Below are 17,303 nucleotides of genomic sequence, written 5' to 3' on the forward strand. Positions count from 1 at the left end.
CAACCCATTAGGCAAGCATGCATTCGCAATGCAAGCGCTACTCCGCCGAGCTCTGCTGCAACGCCCACATGCGGGCGTATTCGCCGTTGGCGGCCAGCAGCTGCCCATGCGTGCCGCGCTCGACGATGCGCCCGGCGCTCATCACCAGGATTTCGTGCGCATCCACCACGGTGGACAGGCGGTGCGCGATCACCAGCGTGGTCTTGTTGCGCGAGGCGCTTTGCAGCTCGGCCTGGATGGCGCGTTCGTTCGTCGAATCCAGCGCCGACGTGGCTTCGTCGAAGATCATGATCGGCGGGTCCTTCAGCAGCGTGCGGGCGATGGCCACGCGCTGCTTCTCGCCGCCGGACAATTTCAGCCCACGCTCGCCCACCATGGTGTCGTAGCCCAGCGGCGTGCTGGCGATGAAGCTGTGGATGTGCGCCGAGGCCGCCGCCGCTTGCACCTCGGCCAGCGTGGCGCCGGGGCGGCCATAGGCAATGTTGTATTGCACCGTGTCGTTGAACAGCACCGTGTCCTGCGGCACGATGCCGATGGCCTGGCGCACGCTGGCCTGGGTGACCGCCTTGATGCTCTGCCCGGCGATCAGGATGCGGCCTTGCTGCACGTCGTAAAAGCGGTACAACAGCCTGCCCAGCGTCGATTTGCCCGAGCCCGACGGCCCCACCACCGCCACCGTCTTGCCGGCCGGGATCTCGAAGCTGATGTGGTGCAGGATGGGGCGTGCAGGCTCGTAGGCAAAGCTGACATCCTCGAAGCGCACGCTGGCGCCCAGCGGGCCGTTGCCGGGCTCCACCACCAGGGCCGTTGCGCCGTCGACGTCCGCCACCTCGCGCTCGCGTTCCATCAGCGTGAACATCTTTTCCAGGTCGGCCAGGCTTTGCTTGATCTCGCGGTAGATCACGCCCAGGAAGTTCAGCGGGATGTACAGCTGGATCATGAAGGCGTTGACCATCACCAGGTCGCCCAGCGTCATGCGGCCTTCCACCACGCCTGTGGTGGCGCGCCACAGCATCACCACCAGGCTGATGGCGATGATCAGTTGCTGGCCGGTGTTGAGCATGCTCAGCGTGGTCTGGCTCTTCACCGCCGCGCGGCGGTATTTCTCCAGGCTTTCGTCGTAGCGGCGGGCCTCGAAGTCCTCGTTGTTGAAATACTTCACCGTCTCGTAGTTCAGCAGCGAGTCGATGGCGCGGGTGTGGGCCGACGAGTCCAGCTCGTTCATCTTCTTGCGGAACTGGCTGCGCCATTCGGTGACGACCACGGTGAAGCTGATGTAGAACACCAGTGCGATCAGCGTGATGCCCACAAACCACCAGTCGAACTTGAAGCCCAGCACGCCCAGCACCAGCACCAGCTCGATCAGCGTCGGGATGATGCTGTACAGCGAATACGAGATCAGCGAGTGCACGCCGCGCGTGCCGCGCTCGATGTCGCGCGTCATGCCGCCGGTCTGGCGCTCCAGGTGGAAGCGCAGGCTCATGTCGTGCAGGTGGCGGAACACCTTCAGCGAGATGCTGCGCGCCGCGCCCTCGGTGGCCTTGGCGAACACCAGTTCGCGCAACTCGGTGAACAGCGAGGTGGACAGGCGCAGCGCCCCATAGGCCAGCAGCAGCGCGGTGGGCACCACCACCAGCGCGTGCAGCGCGTCGGCCGCGCTGCCGGCGCCGGGCAGGCGCCCGCCATTGGGGCTCATCGCGTCCACCAGGGTCTTCAGCAGCAGCGGCACGCCCACATTGGCCAGCTTGGCGCCCACCATGAAAGCCAGCGCCGCCATCACCCGCCACTTGTAGGTCCACAGGTAGGGGAACAGGCGGCCCAGCGTATGCCAGTCAGACGGGGCTTGGGTGGGGGCGGGGGTGGACGAAGCTTCGCCGCGTTGGCGCATGACGGACAATGGGGGCAGTTGGTTTTCTACGAACCTGCCCAAGGGCAGGAGTTCGTGCTGATTTATGGAGATTGTGCCCATGTCCGAGATTTCTAGCCGGAACTACCCCGCAAGACCCCCGGAACTGCCGGAGGACCACGAGCTGGTGCTGAAAGTCATCCCCATGCCGGCGGACTGCAACGCCAATGGCGACATCTTCGGCGGCTGGGTCATGGCCCAGGTGGACCTGGCCGGCTCGGTGATCCCGGCCCGCTACGCGCTGGGACGCATGGCCACGGTGGCGGTGAACGAGTTCATCTTCAAGCAGCCGGTGCGGGTGGGCGACATCCTGTCGTTCTTTTCCAAGGTCGCGCGCATAGGCCGCACCTCCATCACCGTGACGGTGGAGGTGTATGCCGAGCGCTTCCGCGCCCAGGGCCTTTACGTGAAAGTGACCCAGGCCACGCTGACCTATGTGGCCATCGACGACCAGGGGCAGCCGAGAGAAATACCGCGCTGAGCCAAGCACTTCCCTGATGCGGAGTTGATCTGTGGACACCAAATGGCTTGAGGACTTCGTCAGCCTGGCCGAGACGCGCAGCTTCAGCCGCTCGGCCCAGCTGCGCCATGTGACGCAACCGGCGTTTTCGCGCCGCATCCAGGCGTTGGAAGCCTGGGCCGGCACCGACCTGGTGGACCGCAGCTCTTACCCCACGCGGCTGACGCCGGCCGGCGAGACGCTGTACGACCAGTCGCTGGAGATGCTGCAGGCGCTGCAGAGCACCCGCGCCATGCTGCGCGGCCATTCGTCCGCCGCGCAGGACGTGGTGGAGTTCGCCGTGCCGCACACGCTGGCCTTCACCTTCTTCCCAGCCTGGGTCACCACGCTGCGCGAGAATTTCGGCCCCCTGAAGAGCCGGTTGATCGCGCTGAACGTGCACGACGCCGTGATGCGACTGGTGGAAGGCAGTTGCGACCTGCTGATCGCCTACCACCACGCGTCCCAGCCGCTGCAGCTGGACCCCGAGCGGTATGAGATGGTCAGCCTGGGCGACGAGTTGATCGCTCCCTATGCGAAACCTGACGCCCAGGGTGAACCGATGTTTCGCCTGCCGGGCCGGCCCGGCCATCTGCTGCCCTACCTGGGCTACGCGCCGGGTGCCTACCTGGGGCAGGTGGTGGATCTGATCTTGAAACAGTCGCCCACCGCCATCCACCTGGACCGGGTGTACGAGACCGACATGGCCGAGGGCCTGAAGGCGATGGCGCTGGAGGGCCACGGCGTCGCTTTTCTGCCCTACAGCGCGGTGAAGAAGGATCTGCGCGCCAAGAAGTTGGTCAGCGCGCTGCCCGCGGATGCGACCGAGGTGGCGAGCATGCAGGCCAGCATGGACGTGCGCGTGTACCGCGAGCGCCCCATGGGCAAGGAGGCGCTGCGCTCCGCCGCCAACAAGGTGCACAAGAGCAGTGCGCAGGCGCTGTGGGACTACCTCAGCCGCGGCCCACGCGCTGGCGCCGACGGCGCGGTTTGAGACACCCGCCGCTGCAAGGCGCCGTTTGAGACAATAGCGGCACCATGACCGCTGCCTCCCCCCTTTCCACGCTGACGCTGACCCGCCCCGACGACTGGCATGTGCATGTGCGCGACGGTGCCGCGTTGGCCACCGTGGTGCCACACACCGCTGCCCAGTTTGGCCGCGCCATCATCATGCCCAACCTGAAGCCGCCGGTGACCACCACCGCGCAGGCGCTGGCCTACAAGGCACGCATCCTGGCCGCCGTGCCGGCCGGTGTGGCCTTCGAGCCGCTGATGACGCTGTACCTGACCGACAACCTGCCGCCGGATGAGATCGTCCGCGCCAAAGCGGCCGGCGTGGTCGCCGCCAAGCTGTACCCGGCCGGCGCCACCACCAACAGCGATGCCGGCGTCACCGACATCCGCAAGACCTACAAGACGCTGGAAACCATGCAGCGCGCCGACATGCTGTTGCTGGTGCACGGCGAGGTGACCTCGCCCGACATCGACATCTTCGACCGCGAGGCGGCGTTCATCGACCAGCAGCTGATCCCTTTGCGTCGCGACTTTCCCGAACTGAAGGTCGTGCTGGAGCACATCACCACCCGAGAAGCGGCGCAGTATGTGGGCGAGGCCGGCCGCCACACCGCCGCCACCATCACCGCCCACCACCTGCTGTACAACCGCAACGCCATCTTCACCGGTGGCGTGCGCCCGCATTACTATTGCCTGCCGGTGTTGAAGCGTGAAGTGCACCGCCAGGCGCTGGTGGCGGCGGCTGTCAGCGGCAGCGACCGCTTCTTCCTCGGTACCGACAGCGCGCCGCACCCGGCCCACCTGAAGGAGCATGCGCTGGGCTGTGCCGGTTGCTACACGGCGCACGCCGCCATCGAGATGTACGCCGAAGCCTTTGATGGCGCTGGCGCGCTGGACAAGCTGGAAGGCTTTGCCAGCTTCCACGGGCCGGACTTTTACGGCCTGGCGCGCAACAGTGGCCGCGTCACCCTGGTGCGCGAATCCTGGACCACGCCCGAGGGCTTTGTATTTGGCGAGGCCACGCTGAAACCACTGCGTGGTGGGGAAGCGCTGCCGTGGCGGCTGTCAGCCTCGTGATTTTTGTGTCAGTGACGGTGTTATTGAAAAGGTTTTATGGCCAATGAACAGGTTTTCCAGGTGGCTTTGCTGATCGATGCGGACAACCTGACGCCCGCAGCGATCGACACCGCCTTCCAGTACCTTGCAGACCGGGGCATCAGCGTGACGGTGCGGCGCGCCTACGGTGGGCACGAAAAGCTCGCTGGCATGAAAGACATGCTCAAGCGCCACGCCGTGCGCGCGTTCGTCAACCAGGGCAAGGGCACCACCGACGTCGCGTTGGTGGTGGACGCGATGGACCTGTTGCGCGACGCCGCGCTGCCCGCCGCCGTGGCCATTGGCTCCAGCGATGCGGACTTTGCGCCGCTGGCGTTGCGCCTGCGCGAGGCCGGCAAGCACGTGTTGTGTTTTGCACAGGGTGACAAATCGGCCGCCGATGACCTGGCTTGCGCTTATGACGACGTGGTGTATGTGGATGCGTCGCCTTCCTCAGACCGCCATGCGGTTGCGGCCACTGCACAGCCAGCCACGCCCCGCAAAACGCGGGTGAGAGAGGCGCCGGCCAAGAAGGTCGCGGCCAAGAAGGCGCCGGCCAGGAAGACCGTCGCCAGGAAGTCTGCGGCCGTGCGAGAGCAGCCTGCCGTCGTCGAGCCGCCCATGTTGCCGCCGGAGGTGCAAGCCATCTTGGCTGCGGTGCCGGCGCTGAAGACCGGCCTGCCCCAGCCGCTGGGTGAGGTGGTCAAACTGCTGCACGATGAAAGCGTGTTGAGCAAGCGGGCCTCGTCCACCAAACTGTTCAAGAAGTTTCACGAGCGGTTTGAGCTGTCGCCCGGCACCCAGCCCAACCGGGTGCGCTACTTGCTGCCCTGACCGGTGCTCCCCATGGAGGGTGCTGCCGCCCATCCACAGGCCTGTGATTGGGCGGCGCCGTGGCTGCAACCGTTTCGCGCCCTGGGGCAGCCGGTGGAGGCGGCGTGGCAGGCCGGCGCCGCGTTGCACCAGGCTTTAGGCCAGGCGCAGCCCAGCCCGGTGCGCTTTGTGCCGCAGACGGCCTTACCGGCTGGCATCGCCTACGAGCAGTTCATTGCCGACACGGGGTGCTGCCCGGTGCGCGAGGGCCTGCACGATTTCTTCAACGGTCTGTGCTGGCTTCATTTTCCGCTGACCAAGGCGCGTCTGAACCAACTGCAGGCGGCGCAGATTGCCGCCGATGGCATCCGCCCGGTGCGCGGCCCGGTGCGGGATGCGCTGACCCTGTTCGACGAGAACGCCGCGCTGCTGCACGCGCCAGCCGCCTTGTGGGACGCCTTGCGGGCCAGGGACTGGCAACGCCTGCTCGTTGATTTGCGTCCACTGTGGGCGCAGGCGCGGCTGGTGGTGTTCGGCCATGCCTTGCTGGAAAAACTGGTGCAACCGCGCAAGGCCATCACCGCGCACGTGTACCCGATACAAACCGAAACAAACACGCTGGCGGCGTTGGACGCTTGGCTGGCGGCCGACCTGTCGGCTGAAAAACTGGCCGCCAAGCCCTTTGCGCCGCTGCAGGTGCTGGGCGTGCCCGGCTGGTGGCCTGCCAATGAAGACGCCGGTTTCTACGCCGATGCGCAGGTGTTCCGCCCGCCCCGGGCGGACTGAATGCACCACGGTGGGTGCAATACCCGCAGAATTTGCTGGACTATGCTTTCAAGCATTGAATTTCAGGCGTTCGCCCCTACCATTCGCGCCATGGAGCCGCCATCGCGGATCTTTTGAAGCAACGCATGAAACGCATCATCCTGTTCGTCCTGACCAACGTCGCCGTGGTGGCGGTGCTGGGCATTGTGGCCAGCCTGTTGGGTGTGAACCGCTACCTCACGGCCAACGGGCTGAACCTGGGCGCGCTGCTGGGTTTCGCGCTGGTGATGGGCTTTGGCGGCGCCATCATCTCGCTGCTGATCAGCAAGCCCATGGCCAAGTGGACATCTGGCGTGCGCGTCATCACGCAGCCGCAGACGCAGGACGAGGCCTGGATTGTTGAGACGGTGCGCCGCTTGGCCGACAAGGCCGGCATCGGCATGCCTGAGGTGGGCATCTTCGACGGTGACCCCAATGCGTTCGCCACCGGCGCGTTCAAGAATTCGGCGCTGGTGGCGGTGTCCACCGGCCTGCTGGAAAGCATGAACCGCGAGGAGGTGGAAGCGGTGATCGGCCATGAGGTGGCCCACATCGCCAACGGCGACATGGTGACCATGACGCTGATCCAGGGTGTGATGAACACCTTCGTGGTGTTCTTGAGCCGCGTCATCGGCTACGCGGTGGACAGTTTCCTGCGCAAGGGAGACGACCGCTCCGGCCCCGGCATCGGCTACTACGTCACCACCATCGTGCTGGACATCGTGCTGGGCTTTGCCGCCGCCATGGTCGTGGCCTGGTTTTCGCGCCACCGTGAGTTTCGCGCCGACGCCGGCTCGGCCCAGTTGCTGGGCCGCAGGCAGCCGATGATCAACGCGCTGCAGCGCCTGGGCGGTGTGCACCCGGGTGAGTTGCCGCAAAGTGTGGCCGCCCTGGGCATTCTGGGTGGCGTGGGCAAGCTGTTTGCCACCCACCCGCCGATTGAAGAGCGCATTGCGGCGCTGCAAAGCGCGCAAGCGTGACGCGTGTGCCGGCAAGGGGCCGGCACCGCTGAAAAAAGTGTGAAGCCCGCCGATAAGCCGGATTCTGTGCGCGGCGGTTGCCCGCCGTGTGACCGCCATTAATCTGGGCCAAAGATCGCTCTTTGGCTCGGTGCCACCTACCCGCCAGCTCTGGGGGCCCCATCAACGCTGGCCTACTTGGTGTTGCTGCGCGTAGAGATTGCCCGTTTCACCCGCGCCGGGTTGCCCCGGTGCGACTCGTCTCTGTTGCTCTGATCCTCACCTTATGCACGGCGCTTGCGCGCCGTGTTTTCAGTGGACAGCCGTTAGCTGCTACGCTGCCCTGTGCAGTCCGGACGTTCCTCCAGTGCGGTGTTTCCACCCGGTGACTTGCGTCACCGTCCTTGCGGCTATGCACCAGCGGCGGTCTGGCAGGCTTCACCCCCCCATTATCGGGGCAATGGCGCGCAAGCCCGATAATGGCGGCCTGCTTGATAACCACAGGCCCTGACACATGTTGCGTTTGACTGAACTGAAGCTGCCGCTGGACCATGCGGACGATGCGCTGCCGGCGCTGGTTGCCCGCGTGCTGCAAATCCCCCTTGCCGACGTGCGCGAGGTGCGCGTGTTCAAGCGCAGCTTCGACGCCCGCAAGGTCGAGTTGCTGCAGGTCTATATCGTGGACGTGGCGCTGCTCGATGCGGCGCAGGAGCAGGCGCTCCTGAAGGCGCACGCTGGCGACCCGCACATCTTCGCCTCACCCGACATGGTGTACCGCCCGGTGGGCATGGCTCCCGCGACAGGGGGCGGGCACAGGCCGGTGGTGGTGGGCTTCGGCCCGTGCGGCATTTTTGCAGCGCTGCTGCTGGCGCAGATGGGGTTCAAGCCCATCGTGCTGGAGCGCGGCAAGACGGTGCGCCAACGCACCCAGGACACCTGGGGCCTGTGGCGCAAGCGGGTGCTGAACCCCGAGTCCAACGTGCAGTTCGGCGAGGGCGGCGCCGGCACCTTTTCCGATGGCAAGCTGTACAGCCAGATCAAGGACCCGCGCTTCCTCGGCCGCAAGGTGATGGAAGAGTTCGTCAAGGCCGGCGCGCCAGAGGAAATCCTGTACGTCGCCCACCCGCATATCGGCACCTTCAAGCTGGTCAAGGTGGTGGAGAACATGCGCGCGCAGATCATCGCGCTGGGCGGCGAGATACGCTTTGAGCAACGCGTCACCGATGTGCTGCTGGAAGGTGACGGCCAGGGTGGCCAGGTCATGCGCGGCCTGACCGTGCTGGACATGCAGGCCGGCAGCAGCTATGAGCTGGCGGCCGACCAGGTGGTGCTGGCGCTGGGCCACAGCGCGCGCGACACCTTCACCATGCTGCACCGCCGAGGCGTGCAGATGGAGGCCAAACCGTTTTCCATCGGCTTTCGCATCGAGCACCCGCAGGGCGTGATCGACCGCGCGCGCTGGGGGCGCCACGCCGGCCACCCGCTGCTGGGCGCGGCCGACTACAAGCTGGTGCACCACGCGGCCAACGGCCGCTCGGTGTACAGCTTTTGCATGTGCCCCGGCGGCACGGTGGTGGCCGCCACCAGCGAGCCCGAGCGCGTGGTGACCAATGGCATGAGCCAGTACTCGCGCAACGAGCGCAACGCCAACGCCGGCATGGTGGTGGGCATAGAGCCGCCGGACTACCCAACGGACCGCACTGCCTTTGAGGCGGCGCTGGGGCCGCAGGCCGACCCGCAGTTGCGTCCCGGCCAGGCGCATCACCCGCTGGCCGGCATCGTGCTGCAGCGCCAGTTGGAATCCCAGGCCTTTGTGCTGGGCGGTGGCACCTACGAGGCGCCGGGCCAGCTGGTGGGGGATTTTCTGGCCGCCAAGCCCTCGACTGCGCTGGGCAGCGTGGAGCCCTCGTACAAGCCGGGCGTGCACCTGGGTGACCTGGCGTTGGCACTGCCCGAATACGCCATCACCGCTATGCGCGAGGCGTTGCCGGTGTTTGGCCGCAAGATCAAGGGCTTTGACATGCCCGACGCGGTGCTCACCGGGGTGGAGACGCGCACCTCGTCGCCGCTGCGCATGCCGCGCGGCGAGGACTGCCAGAGCCCGAACGCGCGCGGCCTGTACCCGGCGGGCGAAGGCGCCGGCTACGCCGGCGGCATCCTGTCGGCCGGGGTGGACGGCATACGGGTGGCCGAGGCGGTGGCCAGGCGCCTGCTGGGCCAAGCCTGAGCCGCGCCGCGCAGGCGCAGGCGCAGGCGCAGGCGCAGGCGCAGGCGCAGGCTTTCCCTGCGGTAATACCTGTCGCAACAGTGTGCATGGGCGCAGGCCCGCCATTGGCATAGACTGTGATTGGCCCTGGCCGCCGGCCAGGGCGCATCTACGACAACACAAGGTCTCGCATGACAAGCTCCCTGGCGCGCCGCAAGCTTCTCCAAACCATGGCCTTGGGCACCGCTGGCACACTGGGGCTGGCGGGCCACAGCGCGCAGGCGCAGCCGCTGGCCTCCAGTGCGGTGGGGCCGATGCTGCTGCGGCCCAAGCGGCTGAAGGCGGGCGACACCGTGGGGCTGGTCAGCCCGTCGCGCGCCACCTATGAGCGAGGTGGCTACACCGTGGCCATCGAGAGCCTGCAGGCGCTGGGCTTCAAGGTCAAGGAAGGGCGTTATCTGCGCGCGCGCAATGGGCACTTCGCCGGCACCGACGCGCAGCGCGCCGAAGACCTGAACACCATGTTCACCGACCCCGAGGTGGACGGCATCATCTGCATGACCGGCGGTGCGGGCGCCACCCGCATCATGAACCTGCTGGACTACGAGGCCATACGCCGCCACCCCAAGGTGCTGGTGGGCTACAGTGACATCACCGCGCTGCTCAACGGCATTTACGCGCGTACCGGGCTGGTGTGCTTCCACGGCCCCATGGGGGCTTCGGAGTGGAATGACTTCAGCGTCGGCTACTTCCGCCGCGTGCTGATGGAAGGCCAGGCGGTGCAGTTCACCAACCCGACAGAAAAAGGCGCCGGTCTGGTGCAGGGCAGCAGCGGGCGCACGCAGACGATACGCGGCGGGCGCGCGCGCGGCCGCCTGCTGGGCAGCAACCTGTCGGTGCTGGTCACGCTGCTGGGCACACCCTATGCGCCGGATTTTCGCGGCAGCATCCTGTTCTTGGAGGACGTCAACGAATACATCTACCGGGTGGACCGCATGCTGTCGCACCTGCGGCTGGCCGGCGCGCTGGACCGCCTGGCCGGCGTGGTGCTGGGCCAGTTCACCGACTGCAAGCCCGGAGAGGGCTATGGCAACCTGCCGCTGGACGATGTGTTTGACGATTACTTCAAGCCGCTGAACATCCCGGTGTTCAGCGGCAGCATGTTTGGCCATGTTCGCCCCAAGTTCACGTTGCCGCTGGGCCTGGACGCCGAGATCGATGCTGACAAGGGCAGCATCACGCTGCTGCAGCCCGCGGTGGTCTGAGCGGCGCCCAACAAAAAAGCGCGGGCATGCCCGCGCTTTTTTTTCGGTGGCGGGCTGGCGCCCGCTGCCTTTAGTGGGAATACAGGTTCACGCCGCCGGCACCCACCGCCATGAAGGTGTTCAGGCCGTAGCTGGTGGCATACAGGTTGCTGGTGGTGGGCGACGTCTGGATCGTCCACGACAGGCCGTCGATGCTGCTGAAGATCTTGCCGCCCGCGCCCACCGCGGTGTACTGCAGGCCGTAGCCGATGTCGTAGATGGCGTCCACCGGCAGCGTCTGTGCCGTGAAGGTGGTGCCGTCGGGGCTGGTCAGCAGGCTGCCGTTGGCGCCGGCCACGATGTACACCACGGTGGTGGTGGTGCCCGTGCTGATGCCGTAGGTCAGCGTGTACAGGTCGGCCGTGGTGCCGCTGGTGCGTGCCGTCCAGGTCTGACCGTCGGCGCTGTACAGCAGCGTGCCGCCGTTGCCCACCGCGAAGAAGGCGCCGGCCATGAACATCACCTTGTTCAGCTTGGCCGTCGTGGGCACCGTCGTGGCGGCGGTCCAGGTGGCGCCGGTGGCGCTGGTGATGATGGTGCCGTTGTCGCCCACCGCCACGATCAGCGTGCCGCTGCTGGTTACGCTGTTCAGGTTCTGCGTGGTGCCGCTGTTCTGCGGCGTCCAGGAAATGGCGTCGGAACTCTGCAGGATGGTGCCCTGGTTGCCGACCGCGAAGTAGTTGGTGGTGGAGGTCCAGTTCACACCATTCAGGTTGTTGGTGGTCACCGGGTTGATCGGGCCCCAGGTCAGCGTGTCCGCGCTGGCGAACATGGCGCCCTTGGCGCCCACGGCCACCACGGCGGTGCCCACGGTCATGGCGCGCAAGTCCTGTGTGCCCAAGGGGTTGGGGGTGGCAGCGGTCCAGCGCGTGCCGGCCGCCTGCGGTGTCACCGTCACTGGGGCGGCCACCGGGCCGCCGGGGCCACCGTTGGTGCGGGCGTTGATGGTGAAGGAATACTGCACGCCGTTGGTCAGGCCAGACACTGTGACGGGAGACACCGCCTTGATGAAGGTGGCGCCGCCGGGTATGCCTATCCATTTTTCAGCCGACGTGGTGCCGGTGGGGGCAGACGCGGTGGGGCCGTAGAACAGCCAGTATTCCACGCCGGAGGCCATGTTCCAGGTGACCACGGCGCTGGACTGCAGCGTGCTGGTTACGGCCAGTCCTTCTTTTGGCGGTTCTGCGGGGCCACCACCGCCGCCGCAACCCACGGCCAGCAGCGCGCTGGCCATCAGCACGGCGGACAACCTGATCAAACGCAACAACATAAACACTTCCAAATCAACGGTTGAATCCAGGGTTCACGCAGATGGCGACCCCCGGCGTGCGTGGGCGGTACATCGACATGCTGTCCGTCCCCTGGGGGGTGAACCCTCAGTGTAAGGACAGCACATTGTGCGGGCAGTTCCCAGGCCCTTCGGGACATGCCGGTAAAGCTGGGGTAAACCGGCTGCCCAACGGCCATTATCGATTATTTGGGCGGGCTGTCCGGCCGGGCCGGCAGAGGGCCTCAAAACCGCTCCCCGCCGCCCAGGTAGCGCCACTGGCCTTGCGGCAGACGCGCCAGTGCCACCCGGCCCACGCGCATGCGCCGCATGCCCAGCAACTGCCAGCCGACTTGGTGGCACAGCTGCTCCACCAGGCCCAGGTGGGCGCCCTTGAAGGCGAAGCGCAGCCGGGAAACCCCGCCCGGGCCGCCCTGGCTGCTGCTCAGGCTGACCTTGACGTACGACCGGTTGGCCGCCGGGCCGGACTCCGGCGTGCCGCCGGAGGCGTGGCCCCGGCTTTGCCCCCGGTTCAGGTGCGCCAATTGCTCTGCTTGCGGCTCACCGGCCACCTCCACCATGTATTCATGCTCCAGGATGCTGGCGTCCTCGGTCAGTTTGCGTGCCACCCGCCAGTCTTGGGTGAACACCAGCAGGCCGCTGGCCTGGGTCTCCAGCGGCGCGGGCACCGCCAGCTTGGTGAAGTGCTGCTTCAGCAGACGCTGCGCGGCCGGGTCGTCGGCCCAGTGGTTGTCGGCCACCAGCAGCCGCTGGGCCAGTTGCAGCGCGCGCTTGCCGGAGCGTGCGAACGCCATCAGGTCGGAACTGTCCTCGTAGCCGGGCGGCTTGTGCAGCAGCAGCGTCACCGGCGTCAGCGCCATCAGGCTGGCGTCGCTCGCCAACGTCACCGCCTGGTTGGGCAGCACGCGGGCCTGCGGCTCTTCCACCACCTGGCCATCGACGCTGACCCAGCCGCCAGCGATGTACTGCTCGGCCTCGCTGCGCGAGCACGGCAGCAGCTCGGCCAGGCGCTTGGACAGCCTTTGACCGGTGGGTGCGGCGGCGTGTACTGCAGCCGGGGCAGTGCTCGGGACAGTGCCCGTGGCCGCAGGCGCGTTGGCTGGCGGCGCCCGCCGCAGTGTGCCCGCCTGGCGCGGCCGGTCAGGCGGTGGTTGCTTGGCCATGCAATTGTTCCAGCCGTTGCACATGGGCCAGCAGCGAGCGCTTGGCCAGCGGCCACATGCGCTGCGGCACATCGGCATAGGCCAGTGGAACCCAGTCGTCCAGCGTGCCAGCGGGGCGGGCCTGCATGGCCGCGTGCACCTTGGCCTCGCGCGCCAGCCGGTGGGCCTTCAGGTGCGCGATGGCGCCGCTGGCATTGCCCAGCACATAGCCGTGGGCCGGCGCGATGAATTCAATGCCGTGCTCGGCGCAGGCGGCGCTCAGCGCATCCAGCGAATCCAGGTAGGCCGTCATGTCGCCGTCCGGCGGGTCCACCACCGTGGTGCTGCCGTTCAGGATGTGGTCGCCGGAGAACAGCAAACCGTCTTCCAGCAGCACCAGGCACAGGTGGTTGGCCGCATGGCCGGGGGTGTGCATGACCTTCAGCGTGTGCGTCACCTCGCCTTGCAACTGCAACTGCTGGTGGTGGGCCAAGGCGCGGTCGGGCGTGAAGGCGCTGGCCGCGCGCGCGGTGGGCAGCGAGGCCAGGCCCAGGATGGGTGGCTGGGTGGTGGTGCACAGCGCCTGCAAGGGCCGGGCGCCGGGCGAGTGGTCTGGGTGCGAGTGGGTGCAGACGATCATGCGCACGTCGCCGCCGGTGGCGCGCCACAGGCGCTCGATGTGCACGGCATCGTCCGGCCCGGGGTCGATGACGATGTAACCGCTGCTGGCGTCGCCCACGATGTAGCTGTTGGTGCCGGGGCCGGTCATGGCGCCGGCATTGGGTGCGGTCAGCCGCATCAGGTTCTTCAGCAACGGCACGGGCTGGTCGTGCCGCCAGTCCAGCGCGTGCTGCATCTGGCCGTCCGGACACACCATGGCCAACTCGCCAAACGGCGACTCGTGCTCCATGAAGCGGGTGTCCTCCCCCTTCAGCAGGCCGCCACGCGGGCAACTGGTGAACAGTGGCTGCTCGGTGGCGGCGCAGGCCTGCAACACCGCGTCCACCGTGGGGTAGGCCTGCAGCCGCTCCAGCGTGCGTATGGTGGGGAAGATGATGAAGAACTGGCCGGCCTGGTGGCGCGCCAGCGCGTCCTGGGCGCGCACCCACACCGGCTCGAACTGCTCGGCCTCATCAGCCACCGGGGTCTGGCCATCGGGCATGCGGGCTACCAGGAAGGGCACGTCAAACCGGCGCGGCAGGTCGCGGTCGGTGATCCAGTGCGCCAGCGCGAACACTTGGGCGGCCGTCAGCGTCAGGCCTTGGGCCTGGCATTGCGGCAGGAAGGGTGCCTTGCGGTCCAGGCGGGCGATGTCTGCCGCACCGGCCGGGGTGCCGTCGGCATGGCGGGCCAACAGCACACCCAATTCCTCGAAACTTTCGCGTATCGCGGCGATGGCCTGGGTCAGGTGCAGCGGGCTTTGCGTGGGGCGACTGTCGGCCTGGCCGTGTGCAGCCGCGTCTTGCGCGTCCACCCCACCACCGGGGAACACATAGGCGCCGGGCGCGAAGCTGGCCGTCATGGAGCGGCGCGTCATCAGCACTTCCACGCCCTGCGGCGTGTCGCGCAGCAGCAGCACGGTGGCTGCGGGGCGGGGGGTGACGGGTTCGCGCTGCGGGTGCAGCAGTTGGCTGGCACGGGTCATGAGGGGATTGTGCCGTCAATTTGAACTGAACGAAGGCGGTGCGGGAATGGGCCGGGGCTGCGCATCTGCTTGGCCGGCTGGCGCGCGACAAGTCCTGGGCACGCCATGGCCTCTGTCGTCAGCACGAGAGGCCCGCGTTTCATCCATGATCAACAGTAAGCGCTACGTCCGCCAACGCCTCAACGTCAAAACCAGCAGGCTTGCCCGCTCACGCCTCCCGTAAACAATCCACGATCTTCAACCGCGCCGCCCGCCAGGCTGGAATGAAGCCGCCGATGAACCCCATGAACAACGCGAACACCAGCGTTTGCATGCCAATGCCCGGCGTCAGCTTGAACTGGAAGGCCAACTCGCTGAAGGTCTGGAAATTGGTGGTGGAGATGTCCACCGCCTGCATCCACGAAGCCGCGAACAGGCCGATCACGCCGCCCACCAGCGACAGCAGCAGCGACTCCAGCAAAAAGGCCAGCAACACGGCGCCACGGCGAAAACCCAATGCACGCAAGGTGCCGATCTCGCCCACGCGCTGGGCCACGGCGGCGAACATGGTGATCATCGCGCCCACCACGGCACCAATGGAGAAGATGATGGACAGGCTCAGGCCCAGGATGCGGATGAATGTGGCCAGCGCCTCGCTTTGTTCGGCGTAGAACTGGATTTCGGGTTTCACGTCCAGTTGCAGCCGCGGGTCGCCTTCAATGGCCTTCTTGACGCCGTCAAAGGCATCCTGATCGGCCAGGCGGAACACCACGGTGGAGTAGCTGTTGCGGCGAAAGGCTGCCATCATCTGGTCGGCGTCGCCCCAGATCTCGCTGTCAAAGCCGGTCTTCCCGGAATCGAACACGCCAACCACCACCCAGTCGCGCTGGGCGAAGCGCAGCGTCTCGCCCAAGGCGGTGCCGCGAAAGCCCTTGGCAATCGAGTGGCCGGTGATGATTTCCGAGGTGCCAGGGCGGAACATGCGCCCCTCCAGCAGCTTGACCTGCGGACGCAGCTCCAGCCCCAGCGCCGAGGTGCCGCGCACCGTCACATTGCTGGGCTTGCCGTTGCTGCGCTTGGGCAGGTTGTTCAGCACCACCGGCTCCTTGCTGACCAGGCGCTGGCCGGCGCCATTGGTGGCGATGCCGGGCAGGCTCTCGACGATGGATGCCTGGTCGCGCGAAATCCCGCTGTTGATCTCGGCACCGGCGCCCTTGCGCAGCAGCAGCACGTTGTCCGGCTGACCGGTGGCCACCAGCGTGGCGCGTATGCCCTCGCTCATCATCAGCACCACCGCGAACACGAACACCACCAGCGACATGCCGCCAGCCGTCAGCAGTGTGGTGACGCGGCGCACCCACAGGTTGCGGGCTATGTATGAAAGGGGGATAGCCTTCATGAGGTTGAGTCGCCGCCGGGCCGCCCCAAGGCGACTGCGGCCCCCTTGGGGGGCAGCGAGTACACGAAGTGAACGAGCGTGGGGGCCATATTCATGCCACGTGACGTAAGCCGTTGACGATGTTGATGCGGCTCATCTTCCAGGCCGGCCAGGCGGCGGCCACCAGGCCCACCACCACGCTGGCGGCGAGTTGCAGGCTCATGGTCAGGTCGGACACCACGAACACCGGAAACAGCGTGCCCACGGCCTTGGCAAAGCCGGCCGCGATCGGCAGCGTGACCAACAGCCCCAGGCCGCCGCCCAGCAGCGCGATCACCAGGCTTTCACCAAACAGCAGCTTGACCACGAAGCCGGGCGAAAAGCCCAGCGCCTTCAAGGTGGCGTATTCGGCCAGGCGCTCGCGCGCCGTCATGCTCATGGTGTTGGCCATCACCGCCATGATGATGATGACAATGACGCCGCTGACGGCGTTGATGGCCACCAGGATGGCCTCGCTCATGGACACAAAGCCCAACTGGAAGGCTTTCTCGGTCTCGGTCAGCGTTTCGCCCAGCGAATTCTTGAACAGCGCGTCGATGCGCTCCGAGACGATGGGCGCGTTGTTCGGGTCGTTGATGCTGAGCACGTACACGCCCACATAGTCGGCCGCGCTCTTGTTGCGCGTGCGCACCGAGTCAGCCAGGTATTGCCAATGGAACAGCAGTTGTGATTCGTCGGTCTTGGCGTCCTTGCCATCCCAGATGCCGCGGAGCGTGAAATTCCAGGTGCCCGGATAGATGGTGCCCTTGATGGGGATCTGGTCGCCAATCTTCCAGCCGTACTCATTGGCCAGCTTGCGCCCGGCGATGGCGCCCTTGCGGTCGGTCAGGAAGGCCTTGATTTCCTCATCCTTCAGCACGTACTCGGGGTACATCGGCAGGTAGGTGGCCGGGTCAATGGCGAACTGCGGGAAAAAATTGCGTTCGGTGATGTAGATGCCGCCGAACCAATTGGACCAGCTGACGCCGTTCACGCCTTCCACGTTGCGCAGCCGCTCGGCATAGCTCAGCGGCAGCGCAAAGGTCAGCGAGATGGCATTGCGGGTGATCAGCCGCGTGCTGGAGGTGCCCTCCACGCCGGCGTACCAGGCGTCCACGATGGTGCGCAGCAGGCCAAAGGCGCAGATCGCCACCACCAGGCCCACCATGGTCAGCAGCGTGCGCAGCTTGTGGCGGAAGGCGTTTTTCAGCAGCAGGCGAAACACAAACATG

14 protein-coding genes and 1 other RNA gene are annotated in these 17,303 nt (G+C 66.7%); 8 read left to right on the forward strand and 7 right to left on the reverse strand.

Annotated features, from left to right (window positions below):
• Positions 1-37: 37 nt before the first annotated feature.
• A complete protein-coding gene (locus AC1DX2_RS14755) occupies positions 38-1,888 on the reverse strand; it encodes an ABCB family ABC transporter ATP-binding protein/permease (RefSeq protein ID WP_477197118.1) in 1,851 nt (616 codons plus the stop codon).
• Between the two features lie 79 nt (positions 1,889-1,967).
• On the opposite strand from AC1DX2_RS14755, the gene AC1DX2_RS14760 reads away from it, so the two are divergent.
• From AC1DX2_RS14760 to htpX, 6 genes are all read left to right on the forward strand, one after another.
• Complete coding sequence (locus AC1DX2_RS14760) at positions 1,968-2,387, forward strand: acyl-CoA thioesterase (RefSeq protein ID WP_477197119.1); 420 nt, start codon at positions 1,968-1,970, stop codon at positions 2,385-2,387.
• Positions 2,388-2,418: 31 nt separating this feature from the next.
• Positions 2,419-3,399, forward strand: a complete 981-nt coding sequence (locus AC1DX2_RS14765) for a LysR family transcriptional regulator (protein WP_477197120.1) — start codon at positions 2,419-2,421, stop codon at positions 3,397-3,399.
• Between the two features lie 44 nt (positions 3,400-3,443).
• Positions 3,444-4,496, forward strand: a complete 1,053-nt coding sequence (gene pyrC / locus AC1DX2_RS14770) for a dihydroorotase (protein ID WP_477197121.1) — start codon at positions 3,444-3,446, stop codon at positions 4,494-4,496.
• 36 nt (positions 4,497-4,532) lie between these two features.
• On the forward strand, positions 4,533-5,348 hold the full coding sequence (locus AC1DX2_RS14775) for an NYN domain-containing protein (RefSeq protein ID WP_477197122.1): 816 nt from the start codon (positions 4,533-4,535) through the stop codon (positions 5,346-5,348).
• 12 nt (positions 5,349-5,360) lie between these two features.
• Positions 5,361-6,113 (forward strand): DUF3025 domain-containing protein, encoded by a 753-nt coding sequence (locus tag AC1DX2_RS14780; protein ID WP_477197689.1) that lies wholly within the window; start codon positions 5,361-5,363, stop codon positions 6,111-6,113.
• Between the two features lie 125 nt (positions 6,114-6,238).
• Complete coding sequence (gene htpX / locus AC1DX2_RS14785; protein ID WP_477197123.1) at positions 6,239-7,111, forward strand: protease HtpX; 873 nt, start codon at positions 6,239-6,241, stop codon at positions 7,109-7,111.
• Between the two features lie 37 nt (positions 7,112-7,148).
• Here htpX and rnpB read toward each other — a convergent pair.
• An RNA gene (gene rnpB / locus AC1DX2_RS14790) (RNase P RNA component class A) lies at positions 7,149-7,530 on the reverse strand.
• A gap of 74 nt (positions 7,531-7,604) precedes the next feature.
• Here rnpB and AC1DX2_RS14795 point away from each other — a divergent pair.
• Positions 7,605-9,317 carry an NAD(P)/FAD-dependent oxidoreductase gene (locus tag AC1DX2_RS14795; RefSeq protein ID WP_477197124.1) on the forward strand — a complete coding sequence of 571 codons (1,713 nt, stop codon included), beginning with the start codon at positions 7,605-7,607 and terminating at the stop codon, positions 9,315-9,317.
• A 170-nt stretch (positions 9,318-9,487) separates the two neighbouring features.
• A complete protein-coding gene (locus AC1DX2_RS14800; protein WP_477197125.1) occupies positions 9,488-10,561 on the forward strand; it encodes a S66 peptidase family protein in 1,074 nt (357 codons plus the stop codon).
• A 70-nt stretch (positions 10,562-10,631) separates the two neighbouring features.
• Here the strand turns inward: AC1DX2_RS14800 and AC1DX2_RS14805 are convergent, their stop codons facing one another.
• From AC1DX2_RS14805 to AC1DX2_RS14825, 5 genes are all read right to left on the reverse strand, one after another.
• Positions 10,632-11,870: a DUF6242 domain-containing protein gene (locus tag AC1DX2_RS14805; RefSeq protein ID WP_477197126.1), complete on the reverse strand. Its 1,239-nt coding sequence runs from the start codon at positions 11,868-11,870 to the stop codon at positions 10,632-10,634.
• Between the two features lie 242 nt (positions 11,871-12,112).
• Positions 12,113-13,051, reverse strand: coding sequence for an RNA pseudouridine synthase (locus tag AC1DX2_RS14810; protein WP_477197127.1), 939 nt, complete (start codon positions 13,049-13,051; stop codon positions 12,113-12,115).
• On the reverse strand, positions 13,029-14,675 hold the full coding sequence (locus AC1DX2_RS14815) for an MBL fold metallo-hydrolase (protein ID WP_477197128.1): 1,647 nt from the start codon (positions 14,673-14,675) through the stop codon (positions 13,029-13,031). The genes AC1DX2_RS14810 and AC1DX2_RS14815 overlap by 23 nt, the downstream gene beginning before the upstream one ends.
• Before the next feature lie 208 nt (positions 14,676-14,883).
• Entirely contained in the window at positions 14,884-16,053 is a 1,170-nt protein-coding gene (locus AC1DX2_RS14820) for an ABC transporter permease (protein ID WP_477197129.1), read from the reverse strand.
• A 91-nt stretch (positions 16,054-16,144) separates the two neighbouring features.
• Positions 16,145-17,302 (reverse strand): ABC transporter permease, encoded by a 1,158-nt coding sequence (locus AC1DX2_RS14825; RefSeq protein WP_477197130.1) that lies wholly within the window; start codon positions 17,300-17,302, stop codon positions 16,145-16,147.
• Position 17,303 lies beyond the last annotated feature (1 nt).

It is taken from the genome of Hylemonella sp. P2_B10 (assembly GCF_056404875.1).

Coding starts and splice junctions, on each gene's coding strand:
- AC1DX2_RS14755 (WP_477197118.1), bottom strand. CDS start 1,888: ATGCGCCAACGCGGCGAAGCTTCGTCCACCCCCGCCCCCACCCAAGCC.
- AC1DX2_RS14760 (WP_477197119.1), top strand. CDS start 1,968: ATGTCCGAGATTTCTAGCCGGAACTACCCCGCAAGACCCCCGGAACTG.
- pyrC (WP_477197121.1), top strand. CDS start 3,444: ATGACCGCTGCCTCCCCCCTTTCCACGCTGACGCTGACCCGCCCCGAC.
- AC1DX2_RS14775 (WP_477197122.1), top strand. CDS start 4,533: ATGGCCAATGAACAGGTTTTCCAGGTGGCTTTGCTGATCGATGCGGAC.
- AC1DX2_RS14780 (WP_477197689.1), top strand. CDS start 5,361: ATGGAGGGTGCTGCCGCCCATCCACAGGCCTGTGATTGGGCGGCGCCG.
- htpX (WP_477197123.1), top strand. CDS start 6,239: ATGAAACGCATCATCCTGTTCGTCCTGACCAACGTCGCCGTGGTGGCG.
- AC1DX2_RS14795 (WP_477197124.1), top strand. CDS start 7,605: ATGTTGCGTTTGACTGAACTGAAGCTGCCGCTGGACCATGCGGACGAT.
- AC1DX2_RS14800 (WP_477197125.1), top strand. CDS start 9,488: ATGACAAGCTCCCTGGCGCGCCGCAAGCTTCTCCAAACCATGGCCTTG.
- AC1DX2_RS14805 (WP_477197126.1), bottom strand. CDS start 11,870: ATGTTGTTGCGTTTGATCAGGTTGTCCGCCGTGCTGATGGCCAGCGCG.
- AC1DX2_RS14810 (WP_477197127.1), bottom strand. CDS start 13,051: ATGGCCAAGCAACCACCGCCTGACCGGCCGCGCCAGGCGGGCACACTG.
- AC1DX2_RS14815 (WP_477197128.1), bottom strand. CDS start 14,675: ATGACCCGTGCCAGCCAACTGCTGCACCCGCAGCGCGAACCCGTCACC.
- AC1DX2_RS14820 (WP_477197129.1), bottom strand. CDS start 16,053: ATGAAGGCTATCCCCCTTTCATACATAGCCCGCAACCTGTGGGTGCGC.
- AC1DX2_RS14825 (WP_477197130.1), bottom strand. CDS start 17,302: ATGTTTGTGTTTCGCCTGCTGCTGAAAAACGCCTTCCGCCACAAGCTG.